Consider the following 13,699-nt stretch of genomic DNA (forward strand, 5'->3'; position numbering starts at 1 on the left):
AGGACTATACACACTGCGTATACACACTGCGAATAGCTAGTAGAAGGCGGCTCACATCCCGCTGCGCATCTCCACGATCACGAGCTCACGCGGGTTGTTGACCCGCACCCCGGCGATGCTGTTCCCGAGCCCCCGGCTGATCACCATGGTGGTGCCCTGCCGCTCATGCACGCCCTCGGTGAGCGCGGGGAACAGGCCCTGATGCGGGGCGTAGAGCCCACCCACTCCGGGAATGCGCACCTGCCCGCCGTGGGCGTGCCCGGAGAGCACCAGGTCAGCCCCGGTACCGGTATAGCTGTCCAGCTGCTCCGGACGATGCGCGAGCAGCACAGTGGTGCCATCCTCCGGCAGGCCGAGTCCGGCGAGCACCGCCGTCGCCTCCTGCGGGCTCTCCCCTGCCGCGGCCCGCACCCGCGGGTCATCAAGACCGACCACGCTCAGCTCGACCCCGGCGATCTGCGCCTCGACAGCCTCATTCCGCAGCACCGTGATGCCGCGAGCCTCGAGTCCCCTGATCAGCTCGTCCATGAGGGGTGAGTCCGCCTCATGGTTGCCGAGCACGAAGTACGTGGGTGCGATCGCCTGCAGTCGCTCGGTCATCGCGAGCACGCCGTCCAGCTGCGTGGTGCGGTAGTCGATGAGGTCGCCGGTGAGCGCGATCAGATCCGGCTCTGCGGCCGTGGTCGCGGTGACCACCCGATCCTGGAAGGTGCCGAACTGTGCGGCATGCAGATCGGAGATCTGAGCGATGCGAAGCCCGTCCGCCGCTGCTGGCAGTTCGTCGAGGACCACGTCATAGGTGGTGACATCGAGCCGGCGGTTGTCCCACAGCAGCCAGCCGCCGGTGGCGAGAAGCAGCAGGATCAGCACGAGCCCGATGGCAGCGAGGCGCTGCCGCGGAGGGCGGGTGGTGCCGGCTGCTCGGTCGGCGACCGAGAGCGGTGCGCTCACCGCACGGTGATCCCGTCGGCCGCCATCGCGGCCTTAGCCTCCGAGATCGTCATCTGCTGGAAGTGGAAGACGCTCGCGGCGAGCACCGCATCGGCGCCCGCGTGGACCGCCGGAGCGAAGTCCTCGGGCTTCCCGGCCCCGCCGGAGGCGATCAGCGGCAGGGTGGTCGCCTCCCGGGCGAGCCTGATCAGCTCGAGGTCGAAGCCCTGCTCAGTGCCATCGGCATCCATCGAGTTCAGCAGGATCTCTCCGGCTCCACGCTCGGTCACCTCGCGGATCCAGGCGATCGCATCGATGCCGGTGCCGCGCCGACCACCGTGGGTGGTCACCTCGAAGCCAGAACCGGAGCGTGCCGTGCCCTCGGGGGTCTCGTCGGTGACGCGGCGGGCGTCGATCGAGAGCACCAGCACCTGGTTGCCGAAACGACGCGAGATCTCGCTGATCACCTCGGGGCGAGCGATCGCGGCGGTGTTCACCCCGCACTTGTCCGCGCCCGCCCGCAGCAGCTGGTCCACGTCGCCGGCGGAGCGCACCCCGCCGCCGACGGTCAGCGGGATGAAGATCTGCTCTGCGGTGCGGCGGACCACGTCGATCATGGTGTCGCGGCCGCCGGAGGAGGCGGTGACGTCGAGGAAGGTGAGCTCATCAGCTCCCTCGGCGCCGTACCGGGCGGCCAGCTCGACCGGGTCCCCAGCATCGCGGAGATCTTTGAAGTTGACGCCCTTGACGACGCGACCCGCGTCGACGTCCAGGCAGGGGATGACTCGGACGGCGACACTCATGCGTCGATCCTCTCCATATCGAGCTCTTCGGCTCCCTCGATGATGAACTGCTTGCGCGGAGCGACGTCGGAGCCCATCAGCAGCTCGAAGACGGCGCTGGCGGCCTCGGCGTCCTCGATCCGCACCCGGCGCAAGGTGCGGTGACCGGGATCCATGGTGGTGTCGGCCAGCTGGTCGGCGTCCATCTCCCCCAGGCCCTTGTAGCGCTGGATCGGCTCCTTGTACTTCTTCCCGCGGCGTTCGAGGTTCTTGAGCAGCTTGTGCAGCTCCGCCTCGGAGTAGGTGTAGACCAGCTCGTTCTTCTTCTTGCCGCCGTGGATGATCTCCACCCGATGCAGGGGCGGCACTGCGGCGTAGACCCGACCGGCCTCGACCAGGGGACGCATATAACGGTGGAACAGCGTCAACAGCAGGGTGCGGATGTGCGCACCGTCGACATCGGCGTCCGTCATCATGATGATCTTGCCGTAGCGGGCGGCGTCCAGGTCGAAGGTGCGACCCGAGCCGGCGCCGATCACCTGGATGATCGCGGCGCACTCGGAGTTCTTCAGCATGTCCGTGATCGACGCCTTCTGGACGTTCAGGATCTTGCCGCGGATCGGCAGCAGGGCCTGGAACTCCGAGGAGCGTGCGTTCTTCGCGGTGCCGAGCGCGCTGTCGCCCTCGACGACGAACAGCTCGGAGCGCTCCACATCGTGGGTGCGGCAGTCGGCGAGCTTGGTGGGCATGGTGGAGGATTCCAGCGCGTTCTTACGGCGCGAGACCTCCTTGTGCATGCGTGCGGCGATGCGGGCGCGCATCTCCGAGACCACCTTGTCGATGACCAGGGCTGCCTGTTCCTTCTCGCCCTTCTTGGTGGAGCTGAGGAACTCGGTCAGCCGGTCCTCGACGACCTTCGCGACGATCGCGCGGATCGCCGGGGTGCCGAGCACCTCCTTGGTCTGGCCCTCGAACTGCGGTTCGTCGATCCTGACGCTGACCACCGCGGTGAGCCCGGCGAGGGTGTCGTCCTTCTCGATCTTCTCGTTCTTCGCATTGAACTTGACCCGCCGGGCCTGGTTCTCGACCTGCTTGCGCACGGTCTTGACCATCGCCTGCTCGAAGCCGGTGACGTGGGTGCCTCCCTTGGGGGTGGCGACGATGTTTACGAAGGAGCGCAGCGTGGAGTCGAAGTCCGAGCCCCACCGCAGAGCGATGTCCACCTCGCAGCTGCGCTCGACATCGGTGGAGACCATATGGCCGTTCGCATCGAGCACAGGGACCGTCTCTGTGTACGCGCCCGTGCCCTGCAGGCGGATCACATCGGTGATCCGCTGGTCCTGGGCGAGGTACTCGACGAACTCGCTGATCCCGCCGTCGTACTTGTACACGCGGGTGGCCGGCTGATCGGGTGAGGCCTCGGGCCGGAGGTCACTGACCGAGATCTTCAGGCCCGGGACCAGGAAGGCGGTCTGGCGGGAGCGGCGCGTGAGATCGTCCAGCGAGAAGTGCGATCCCTTCACGAAGATCTGAGGGTCGGCCCAGTAGCGCACACGGGTGCCGGTCACGCCGCGCTTGGCCTTGCCCACCACCCGCAGCTCCCCGGGTCCTTCCGCAGGGGTGAACGGGGAGTCCAGGTCCGGTTCACCGGAATCGGCGAACTCGCCCGGCTGCCCGCGCTGGAAGCTCATCGCGTAGGTCTTCCCACCGCGGTCGACCTCGACATCGAGGCGTCCGGACAGGGCGTTGACGACGCTCGCGCCGACGCCGTGCAGGCCGCCCGAGGCGGCATAGGAGCCGCCGCCGAACTTCCCACCGGCGTGGAGCTTGGTGTAGACCACCTCGACGCCGGTCAGTCCGGTGCGGGGCTCGACATCCACCGGGACTCCGCGACCGGTGTCCCTGACCTCGACCGAGTGATCAGGGTGGAGGATCACCTCGATCGCGTCGCCGTGCCCGCCGAGCGCCTCGTCGACCGAGTTGTCGAGGATCTCCCAGAGGCAGTGCATGAGGCCCCGCGAGTCGGTGGAGCCGATATACATGCCGGGACGCTTGCGCACAGCCTCGAGGCCCTCGAGGACCTGGAGATTGCGGGCATCGTAGGCGGACTTCTTCGCAGTGCTGGTGGTGGACACCCCCCAGATCCTACGGGTCGGGGCAACAGGATCCGGGTATTGCCGCCTGCCGCGCGGCTCACAGCACGGGCCCCGACCGGGCGTGGGGAGCGGCTGGGCTCACAGGGTGTTGCGCCGCCAGCGAACCAGGGCTGTGGATACTCCCCCCGCCCCCGGTCTCGATGCTAGAAATGACCTCATGAACCTCACTCTCGAAGCTCCCCGGCTCACGGCACACGACCGCTGCGACCGCTGCGGTGCTCAGGCGTACGTCAAGGTGCTCCTCGAGGCCGGCGGCGAACTGATGTTCTGCGCGCACCACGCTCGCGCCCATCAGGACGCCTTCACCAGCGTCGCCTCCGAGATCATCGACGAGACCGAGCGTCTCCATCTCAAGCCCGAGCCGATCGAGGACTGACCGCAGCAGCCGGTCGCAGAGTCTGATCGCTCCCGTTCCTCGAGAAGGGCGCCCACCTCCTTGGTGGGCGCCCTTCTCGTCTGCCTGTCCGCCCCACTGCGGGGACGCCCTGCAGGCGCGCACTGCGGGTAGGCGCGCTCAGGTGGGTCGTGCAGCAGCCCAATCGCTCAGCAGGTCAAACGCGCAGCAGCTGTTCGGCGTGGATCGCGTACTCGACCCAGTAGGTGCTGCGGCCCTCTCGGGCCTCCCGGGCCCCAGTGGCGGCGAAGCCGAGACGCTCATAGAGACCCTGAGCCGGAGTGTTGGTGTCGTCGACATCCAGCCGCAGGTCCGGTCGCCCGAGCTCGAGGGAGAGACGAGCGGCACTCGCGAGGAGGACACGGGAGAGTCCAGTGCCGCGAGCAGCAGGACGGACCCAGAGCGAGACGATGTAGGCGCGGTCCGCGGGGATCACATGCTCGGGGGTGTAGCCGGCAGGGAGCAGGGCGATCCCGCCGAGCACCGATCCCCCGCGTCGGGCCTGGAGATGGACTCGCGGTCCGGCGATCTCCCGGCGCCATTGCCGCTCGTCTCGGCGGCGGGCCTCTGCCGGATCCGCCCAGAACGCCTCGGGGTCGGCGGCGAGCATGTCCAGCCGCAGATCCCGATGGCTGGCCCAGTCCTCGCCGGTTACGCGATGGATCCGCACCGTGGTGGCGGCGTCCGTGCCCGTGGTCGTCCTCATTGCCGGTGCTCCGTCTCCCGGGTTCGTGCCGATCGCTGCTACGTGCTGATCACTGCTGTGTGCGAGCGTCCGCCGAGCGGCGGACAGAGGACGGGCCCGGTTCTAGTGGAACCGGGCCCGTCCTCACTGCTGAACGTCAGTCGAGGTAGTCGCGCAGCACCTGCGAGCGCGAGGGGTGACGCAGCTTCGACATGGTCTTGGACTCGATCTGACGGATCCGCTCACGGGTCACGCCATAGACCTTGCCGATCTCATCGAGCGTCTTGGGCTGACCGTCCTCGAGCCCGAAGCGCATCGAGACCACTCCGGCCTCACGCTCGGAGAGGGTGTCCAGCACCGAGTGGAGCTGCTCCTGCAGCAGGGTGAAGCTCACTGCATCGGCCGGGACCACGGCCTCGGAGTCCTCGATCAGGTCGCCGAACTCGCTGTCGCCGTCCTCACCGAGCGGGGTGTGCAGGGAGATCGGCTCGCGACCGTACTTCTGGACCTCCACGACCTTCTCGGGCGTCATGTCCAGTTCCTTGGCGAGCTCCTCCGGGGTGGGCTCCCGGCCGAGGTCCTGCAGCATCTGCCGCTGGACGCGGGCGAGCTTGTTGATGACCTCGACCATGTGCACCGGGATGCGGATGGTGCGGGCCTGGTCCGCCATGGCGCGAGTGATGGCCTGGCGGATCCACCAGGTGGCATAGGTGGAGAACTTGTAGCCCTTGGCATAGTCGAACTTCTCGACCGCGCGGATCAGGCCGAGGTTGCCCTCCTGGATGAGGTCCAGGAACAGCATCCCGCGACCGGTGTAGCGCTTGGCCAGGGAGACCACGAGGCGCAGGTTGGCCTCGAGCAGGTGATCCTTGGCGGCGCGGCCGTCCTGGGAGATGATCGCCAGCTCGCGACCGGCCTTGGTCTTGGTGATCGACTCGTCGCCCTTGAGCTTCTGCTCGGCGTAGAGACCGGCCTCGATGCGCTCGGCCAGCTCGACCTCCTGCGCAGCGTTCAGGAGTGCGACTTTGCCGATCTGCTTGAGGTAGTCCTTGACCGGGTCGGCGGTGGCGCCGGCGGTGACGACCTGCTGGGCGGGGGCGTCATCCTCAGCGGCGTTGAAGACGAAGCCGCCGGACTCCTCGACCTTCGTGTCGGTCGCGGACCTGGCCTTCTTCGCCTCGGTCTCCTCCGACTCCTCCTCGGTGTCGGAGTCGGCCTCGGCGGCCTTGGGTGCGGCGGCCTTCTTGGCGGCCGGCTTCCGGGCGGCGGTCTTGCGTGCAGGGGCCTTCTTGGCGGGGGTCTTCGGTGCGGCGGTGTCAGCGGTCTCGACAGCGTCGGTCTCGACGGCCTCGGAGCTCTCCGCTGCCTTCGTGGCCGCGGCGCTTGTCGAGCGCTTCGCCTTGGAGGCGGTCTCAGCAGTACTGGAGGAGGTCACAGAGTTCCTTCTTCCGGCGGCGGCCCGGCATGGGCGGTCCGCCACACTCGGGCGATCGGTCTTCTCGGCGCGGCTCGCGGTCTCCGCTCCGTGTCACGTCACCGGTATCTACCGGTTTCACGGCGCACGAACGCACGGTGCCGTCAAGCCTGTTGAGTATAACGCCGCTCGCAGTGGTTTATTCCCACCCGCTCAGGCGCCTGTGACGCCACCGACCCCACTCGCGTGGTGGTCGTCCTTGACGGCGAGCACCGGACAGGCCGCGCCGAGCACGACCCGACGCGCCGAGGCGCCCAGGTTCAGCTTCCCGATCGGCGGCTTCCGGCGGAGCCCGATCACGACCAAGCTCGCCGCGACCTCGTCCACGACCGAGAGGATGAACTCCCCGATATCGCTCTCGAGGCTGCTCCGCACGGCGACGTCGGCCTGCTCGGTGCCGAGCGCGCGCAGTTCGTCACGCACCTCGTCCTCGGTGGCGGCAGTCATCCCACGCTCAGCGTCGTGATAGAGATGTGAGGCGATGACCAGCCCCTCCCCCGTGCGCGCTCCATAGCGGAGGGCGGCCTTCAGCGCGGCCCGTCCCTGACCCGACGGGGAGTACCCCACGACGATGCTCATGCGACGTCTCCTCCCTGCGACCGTGCAACGGTGCAGTCACACCGGCTGACCCAGCTTAGTCGCCGATGAGGGTGCCGATCCACTCCTCGAGTCCCGGATGGGCGAGCAGGAATGCATCATGCCCGACAGGCGAGGTGGCCACCTGCCACTGCGCCTGGGGGACGTGCTGGGCGATCTCCTCCACCAGAGCCGGCGGGAAGAGCCGATCAGAATCGATCGCGACCACCAGTGTGCGGGCACGGACACGGCCCAGGGCCTGTGCCACGCCTCCGCGACCTCGGCCGACGTCATGGGTGCTCATCGTCTGCGCGAGCGTGATGTAGGAGTTCGCGTCGAACCTGCGGGCGAGCTTGACCGCATGGTGATCGAGATAGCTGGTCACCTGGTGCCTGCCCCGGCCGTCATAGGGGTCCTCTCGCCCCTGGGCCTGATTGCCGAAGCGGCTCTCGAGCTCTTCCGCCGTGCGATAGGTGGTGTGCGCGATCCGCCGGGCGATGCCCAATCCGGACTTCGGCCCCTGCCCGCTGCCGCCGTCGTAGTAGTCCCCTCCCTGGTACTCCGGGTCCAGCTGGATCGAGGCGATCTGAGCGTTGTTCCAGGCGATCTGGTCCGCGGTCGCCCGAGCGGAGGAGGCGATGACGCAGAGCCGCTGCACCTCGTCGGGGTGGGAGACGCCCCATTCGATGGCGCGCATCCCTCCCATCGAGCCGCCGATCACGAGCGCCCAGTGCTCGATGCCGAGCTGGTCCCGCAATCGTCGCTCGGCATCAACCTGATCGCGGGTGGTGATGATGGGGAATCGCGAGCCGTAGGGGAGGCCGTCCGCACCTGGCGAGCTGGGCCCGGTGGTGCCCTGGCATCCACCGAGCACGTTCGGTGCGATCACATGGAAGCGGTCGGTGTCGATCGGCCGGCCGGGGCCGACCATCTCCTCCCACCAGCCAGGGCTGGGGTGGCTACCTCCGGCCGGGCCTCGTACGTGGGAATCACCCGTCAGTGCATGGAGCACCAGCACGGCGTTGCCACGGTCCTGGTCCAGCTCCCCCCAGGTCTCGTAGGCGATGGTGACATCGTCGAGGATCTCCCCGTTCTCGAGCAGGAGCGGGCCGATCTCGGCGAACTGACGGTCACCAGCTCCCCTCTCCGGGCGCCAGGCGCCCGACGCCGAGGCTGGATCCGCGGGAGCCGAGTCCGTCGGAACGGAATCCGTGGAAGCCGAGTCCGTCGGAGCGGAGTCCGTGGGAGCGGACGGCGCGTGCAGGGCCCCGTCGCGGGCGGGGATTCTCGCATCGACAAATCGGTGCTCTCCGAGGACGGTCATCGGTGCTGCTCCTTCGGTGGCCTCCCCCGCGCAAGGCATCGTGGCGGCCCGGGTCAGGCGCTGGGCCACCAGGCAGGGAAGATCGGCGTATCGGTCATCCGTGAGAGCAAGGGTGCCAGAGTCGACTCCGGTTCCTGTTCCCGGAGCTCATCGACGAGACTGCCCGCAGTGGCGAAGCGGTGGTTCCACCATGCCAGCAGCACCAGCAGCGCGGTCAGGGCTCGCCATGCTGACCGGGCGATGCGGCGCTCTGCCGGCAGTGCCGCCACCATGGCCGCCGCGGCGATGCGCCGGAGCTTCTCGAGCCCCATGTACCACCTTCCACCTGCGCAGACGTCGTCGTGCGGCCGCCACTCCCGATCACTGACCAAGGTCTGCAGGAGGGTCTCGCGGTCGATGACGCGAGTGTCGCCATGCTCGACGAACTGGGCCAGCAGCTCCCAGTGGAGCCGCTCGACGGCGATGGCGGACAGCAGCGACGCGATCTGTTCACACTTCGTCATCCGTTCTGCCGGAGTGAGGCTGAGGGCACCGCCGCCGAGCCTGTCCAGTGCGGAGAGCGCCGCTGTGAAGAGCTTGCCGGGGTCCGCTTCCGAGGAGAGGTCGAGTGCAGGGAGCCGAAGGCCGCGACCGATCTCCTCCAGCATCGGGTTCGGAGCGTCGTGGTGCGGGATGGCGCGCCCGGTGAGGACGGCCGACGCCGCCGCGCGGGTGTCGGAGAACGCGCGCAGCGGTCCGGTCGCCGTCACGCCGACGTCCCCTGCTCCTCCCTCGTGCAGATTCCTCTCCAGCTCCCAGGAGGTCGACCCCGCCGCGCCGTGGAGGGACAGGAGCTGGAACATGGGCGCGGGCGAGGACTCGGACTCCAGCGTCCGGGCAGCGGCGTGAAGGAGCTGCCCTGCACGACGCATGACCTCGTGGATCACGGGCTCCAGCAGATCCTGGTATCCGTCACCGAGCACGATCAGTGCATGCACGACGGGGCCGCCGCGATCGCGCATCAGCGCCAGGTGGCGCTCGAGGTTCTCACCGCCCCCGGGTCCCAGCAGGTCGGCCAGTGCCGAGCGGGTGATCATCGGTGGGGAGCTGGCGCCACCGGAACTGGCGAGGATCAGCGAATCCACGGGAGGCTCACGCAGGCACAGCCTGGCTTCTGCGAGCAGCTCGGCGGGGTCATGGACGTCGAGGACGTGGCGGCCGTGATCGGCAGGGGTGATGTGAGTGGTCATGTCTCAGACCTTCACCGATCTGTCGCCGCCACAGGTGCGAACCTGGCTCCTTGGGGATGGACAGCCGCTGTGGAGGAACCGTCCGACGGGAGGGCCGCACAGCTGCGCGTGGGAAGATCGTGACGCCCGCCAGAAAGGAAGTTCCCGATGCCCCCTTCCCACACGCCGCCCCTCGGCGACCGCCTGCACGCGCTCGACGAGCTGCTGGTGGAGCGGGTCGCCGAGGTCACCCGCGCCGAGCTGGCCGCGCATCGGCGGCACCTCGAGGAGATCTCGCCGGAGGCCGCCGGACTGATCGACGCCCTCACCGGCTACCTCGAGGGAGGGAAACTGCTGCGCCCCCGCTTCTGCTTCTGGGGCGGCGTGGCGACGCTGGGCCGGGAGCCGACGCCCACGGAGGTGGACGCATTGGCCCGACTCGGCGCTGCGATCGAGCTGATCCAGGCAGCAGCGCTGATGCATGACGACGTCATCGATCACTCCCCGATGCGGCGCGGACGACCGGCTCTGCATATGCAGGCCGAGCAGGAACATCGCAGTGCAGGCCTGGCCGGTGCCCCAGAGGAGTACGGGATCGCGACCGCGATCGTGCTGGGCGATCTCGCGTTGAGCTGGTCCGAGCAGATGGCCGCCGGGGTTCAAGGAGCTCCCGTCCCGGTGACCCGCGCCCGCCGTGAGTTCGATGCGCTGCGCACGGAAGTGATGTCCGGGCAGTACCTCGACATCCTCCACCAGGCCGGAGGGTTCTCCTCAGCCCCCGATGCGGAGCTGGCCGCGCTCTCCGTCATCCGGTGGAAGACGGTGCCGTACACGGTGCTGCGGCCGGTGCGGATCGGTGCCGCTTTTGCAGGGGCGCCGGACCAGGCGCTGGATGCCCTCTCAGCCTGGGCGATCGAGGTGGGGACGGCTTTCCAGCTGCGGGATGACCTGCTCAGCGTGGTCGGGGATCAGGACGAGACCGGCAAACCGATCGGCGGAGACATCGTCGAGGGCAAGCGCACCGTACTGCTGGCGCGCACGCGGCAGGCCGCTGACGCCAGTGGCCGAGCGCTGCTGGACGAGGTCGTCGGCAACCCCGAGGCGGACGAAACGCAGATCAGCGCAGTCCACGCGCTGATGGTGTCCACCGGCGCCGTCAGCTCCGTGGCCGACGAGGTGCGCCGACGGGCGGCACGGGCCCGTGCGCTGCTTCTGGACACGCCAGAACTGGGTGAGCTGGGCGCCCAGGGCCGCGCAGGCCTCGAGGCGCTCGCGGACCTCGCCACGGATGTGGACTCGCTGCCCGCCTGACGGAGTCTGAGAAGCAGGGTCCTGCGCCGAGGTGTCTCTGCACCGGCAGGCCTCTGCGCCGCCAGATCTCGGCGCTTCCGGTCCTCTGGGTCGGACGGACAGAAAGAGGTCAGAAAAGGGTCGTCAGAGAAGGGTCAGAGCGCGAGTGCGAGCGCTCGCCGGCGGACCTCGCCGCGCTGGCCCTTGCGCAGCTGATCGATCGGCCTGCCGGGCAGCGTCTCGTCTTCGGTGAACAGCCAGCTCAGCACTTCTGCGTCCTCGAAACCGCCGTCTCGCAGCACGGTGATCGTCCCCGCGAGATGCGGGATGAGCTCGCCGTCACCGATCAGCAGCTCCGGCACCATGCGCACCACAGGGTCTCCGCGGCGCACCGCGATCAGCTGACCTTCCTCGATCAGGCGCCGCACGCGCGAGACCTCCACGTCCAGTCGCTCGGCGACGTCGGGGAGGGGGAGCCAGTTGGTGATGAGGGAATCGAGTTCGTCCACTCCCCCAGGGTGCCACGCGCGGACCGCACGCGCATCCCTGCGGCCGCCGACGCTCCCGGTCGTGCATCACACCACCACCGGTCTCGTGCGTGTGTCGGTCCCGGTTCCAGCAGCGTTGCGGACCTAGATTGGCTCCGTGAGCTCGGCAACGTCGACTTCCCCCGGCATCAGCCTGCTCCTCGACGACCGCTATCGGGTCGAGGAGCCGATCGCGCGCGGCGGAATGGCGACGGTGCATCGCGGGCATGATCAGCGTCTGGACCGTGTCGTGGCTCTGAAGATCATGCACCCCCACCTCGCGATGGACGAGGATTTCCGGCGCCGCTTCGGCCGGGAGGCACGCTCAGCGGCCCGTCTCGCCCACCGCAATGTCGTGGGCGTCTTCGACCAGGGCGAGGACGAGGACCGCATCTACCTGGCGATGGAGCTGGTGGAGGGCGAGACGCTGCGAGCGCGCATCGTCGACCAGGAGCGGCTCACGATCCACGAGAGCCTCGCCATCACCGCCCAGGTGCTCGAGGCGCTGGTCGCCGCGCACGAGGCGGGCATCGTCCATCGGGATATCAAGCCCGAGAACATCCTCATCGACCGCAGCGAGCTGGTGAAGGTCGCAGATTTCGGGCTCGCCCGGGCCATCGGCTCGAACAACTCCTCCGCGAGCGCCACCCTGCTGGGCACCGTGGCCTACATCAGTCCTGAAGTGGTGACCCGGGGGCACGCGGATGAGCGCAGCGATCTCTACTCCCTCGGGGTGGTGCTGTTCGAGATGTTGACCGGGCGCCAGCCGTTCCTCGGCGAGCAGCCGGTCCACGTTGCCTTCCAGCACGTCCACGAGGACATCCCGGCACCGTCCACGCTGGTCTCGGGGATCCCCCGCGAGCTGGATTCGCTGGTGACCTGGGCAGCGGCGCGCCCGGTGGAGCAGCGACCGGCGTCCGCGTCGGACCTGCTCCGGGCAGTGCGGGAGCTGTCGACCACGCTCCCCTCCGCGGTGCTGGAGACCAGGCCGGAACCGCTCGGCGACACAGACACCTCCGATGTGCCGCGGTTGACCACCTCCCTCGACGAGGTCGCCTCCGAGCTGGGACATGGTCCACGGGCATTCCCCGCAGCGCTGCTCGCCCCGGGGGAGGACGACGCAGGCCCTGCCGACGATGCTGCAGAATCGCCCGCAGTGTCGGCTTCCGCGACCATCTCGGCTTCCACCACTGTGTCCGCCTCCCCCATCGCTGCAGGCTCGAGCACTGACGCAGTCTCGGGCGCTGGCGCGGAGGCGGGACCCGTCGGGGAGCCCGAAGAGGGTGACGAGACTCCGCGCGTGGTGACGATGCGAGCACCGCGCACCCCTCGGGGACGACATCTCCCCAGAGGAGCCCGTCGGCGCTCCCGATTGATGCGACTGGTGGCTGTCCTGAGCCTGATCGCCGTCATGGGCATGGGGGCGTGGGGCGGAGGCGACTGGTACCTGAACACCGGGCCCGGCGCGGACCGCACCATCCCCCTGATCACCGGCGCCACGCTCGGAGATGCCGAGTCCGCGCTGACTGCTGCAGATCTTGCGGTTCACACCGAGGAGCGCTTCGACGACACCATCCCGGCCGGTCACGTCATCTCCGCCTCGCCTTCGACCGGGACCACCGTGAAGAAGGGGACGAATGTGGAGGTGGTGGTCTCCAAGGGTGAGGAGACCTTCCCCGTCCCTCAGGTCGTGGGCAGCGACCTCGAGAGCGCCCGCGCCCAGGTCGAGGACCTCGGCCTGGTGCTCGTGGAGGACGATCCGGAGTTCTCCGAGACGGTCGCGGAGGGCGAGATCATCTCGCAGTCGGCCACCGCAGATGCGCTGCCCGTCGGCGGCGAGGTGCACGTGGTCCTCTCCCAGGGACGCCAGCCGATCGCGGTCCCAGATCAGACCGGCAACAGCGCCGGCGCCGCCCGCGCCGCGCTCGAAGCGGCCGGCTTCAGGGTGACCGCCGCACAGGCGCATTCCGGGAGCGTGCCGAAGGGTGCCGTCATCTCCCAGTCCCCGGCCTCCGGGACCCGGTTCCTCGGAGACACCATCCATCTCGTCACCTCGCTGGGTCCGGAGATGGTGATGGTCCCGGACGTCTTCCGCCAGCCGGAGGCCGATGCGAAGGCGACGCTCGAGGCGGCCGGATTCGCGGTGAACGTGGTCCATGACAAGGGCGATCCGGTGTTCGGACTCGTCTACGAGCAGTCAGCCGCTGCAGGCGGCGAGCTGGAGAAGGGCTCGACCATCACTCTGAAGGTCTTCTGATCCTGCTGCAGGTCTTCTGAACCTGCTGCCTGATTTTGCTCGCTGACCCCTCTCACTGCCTTTGGTGCAGAGAACGACGACGCCGGTGCCCTCCCA

11 protein-coding genes and 1 pseudogene are annotated in these 13,699 nt (G+C 68.7%); 3 read left to right on the top strand and 9 right to left on the bottom strand.

The window, feature by feature from the left end:
* Window positions 1-51: 51 nt before the first annotated feature.
* From ACT3UF_RS15025 to ACT3UF_RS15035, 3 genes are read right to left on the bottom strand one after another with little or no spacing between them, the layout of a single operon-like run.
* Entirely contained in the window at window positions 52-951 is a 900-nt protein-coding gene (locus ACT3UF_RS15025) for a metallophosphoesterase (protein WP_441445434.1), read from the bottom strand.
* Window positions 948-1,733, bottom strand: coding sequence for an imidazole glycerol phosphate synthase subunit HisF (gene hisF, locus ACT3UF_RS15030; protein ID WP_441445433.1), 786 nt, complete (start codon window positions 1,731-1,733; stop codon window positions 948-950). The genes ACT3UF_RS15025 and hisF overlap by 4 nt, the downstream gene beginning before the upstream one ends.
* A complete protein-coding gene (locus ACT3UF_RS15035; RefSeq protein ID WP_441445432.1) occupies window positions 1,730-3,847 on the bottom strand; it encodes a DNA gyrase/topoisomerase IV subunit B in 2,118 nt (705 codons plus the stop codon). The genes hisF and ACT3UF_RS15035 overlap by 4 nt, the downstream gene beginning before the upstream one ends.
* A gap of 178 nt (window positions 3,848-4,025) precedes the next feature.
* On the opposite strand from ACT3UF_RS15035, the gene ACT3UF_RS15040 reads away from it, so the two are divergent.
* On the top strand, window positions 4,026-4,244 hold the full coding sequence (locus tag ACT3UF_RS15040) for a DUF7455 domain-containing protein (RefSeq protein ID WP_441445431.1): 219 nt from the start codon (window positions 4,026-4,028) through the stop codon (window positions 4,242-4,244).
* Window positions 4,245-4,419: 175 nt separating this feature from the next.
* On the opposite strand, the gene ACT3UF_RS15045 is transcribed toward ACT3UF_RS15040, so the two are convergent.
* The 5 genes and pseudogenes from ACT3UF_RS15045 to ACT3UF_RS15065 all read right to left on the bottom strand — a co-directional run bounded on the left by ACT3UF_RS15045 (window position 4,420) and on the right by ACT3UF_RS15065 (window position 9,550).
* Window positions 4,420-4,968: a GNAT family N-acetyltransferase gene (locus ACT3UF_RS15045; protein ID WP_441445430.1), complete on the bottom strand. Its 549-nt coding sequence runs from the start codon at window positions 4,966-4,968 to the stop codon at window positions 4,420-4,422.
* Window positions 4,969-5,104: 136 nt separating this feature from the next.
* A pseudogene (locus ACT3UF_RS15050) lies at window positions 5,105-6,460 on the bottom strand (RNA polymerase sigma factor); the annotation flags it as partial.
* Window positions 6,461-6,574: 114 nt separating this feature from the next.
* Window positions 6,575-7,000, bottom strand: coding sequence for a universal stress protein (locus ACT3UF_RS15055; protein ID WP_444502671.1), 426 nt, complete (start codon window positions 6,998-7,000; stop codon window positions 6,575-6,577).
* 55 nt (window positions 7,001-7,055) lie between these two features.
* Window positions 7,056-8,321 (bottom strand): homoserine O-acetyltransferase MetX, encoded by a 1,266-nt coding sequence (metX, locus tag ACT3UF_RS15060; RefSeq protein ID WP_441445428.1) that lies wholly within the window; start codon window positions 8,319-8,321, stop codon window positions 7,056-7,058.
* Window positions 8,322-8,374: 53 nt separating this feature from the next.
* Entirely contained in the window at window positions 8,375-9,550 is a 1,176-nt protein-coding gene (locus ACT3UF_RS15065) for a hypothetical protein (protein ID WP_441445427.1), read from the bottom strand.
* Window positions 9,551-9,697: 147 nt separating this feature from the next.
* Here ACT3UF_RS15065 and ACT3UF_RS15070 point away from each other — a divergent pair, with 147 nt between their 5' ends.
* The gene (locus ACT3UF_RS15070) at window positions 9,698-10,840 is read left to right on the top strand and encodes a polyprenyl synthetase family protein (protein ID WP_441445426.1); all 1,143 of its coding nucleotides are present in this window, start codon (window positions 9,698-9,700) and stop codon (window positions 10,838-10,840) included.
* Between the two features lie 134 nt (window positions 10,841-10,974).
* Here ACT3UF_RS15070 and ACT3UF_RS15075 read toward each other — a convergent pair whose 3' ends face one another.
* A complete protein-coding gene (locus ACT3UF_RS15075) occupies window positions 10,975-11,328 on the bottom strand; it encodes an Rv2175c family DNA-binding protein (protein WP_441445425.1) in 354 nt (117 codons plus the stop codon).
* 136 nt (window positions 11,329-11,464) lie between these two features.
* Between ACT3UF_RS15075 and pknB the strand changes: the two genes are divergently transcribed.
* A complete protein-coding gene (pknB, locus tag ACT3UF_RS15080; protein WP_444502672.1) occupies window positions 11,465-13,603 on the top strand; it encodes a Stk1 family PASTA domain-containing Ser/Thr kinase in 2,139 nt (712 codons plus the stop codon).
* Window positions 13,604-13,699 lie beyond the last annotated feature (96 nt).

Origin of the sequence: Brachybacterium sp. AOP24-D1-21, from assembly GCF_052378665.1 — a bacterium.
Lineage (GTDB): Bacteria > Actinomycetota > Actinomycetes > Actinomycetales > Dermabacteraceae > Brachybacterium.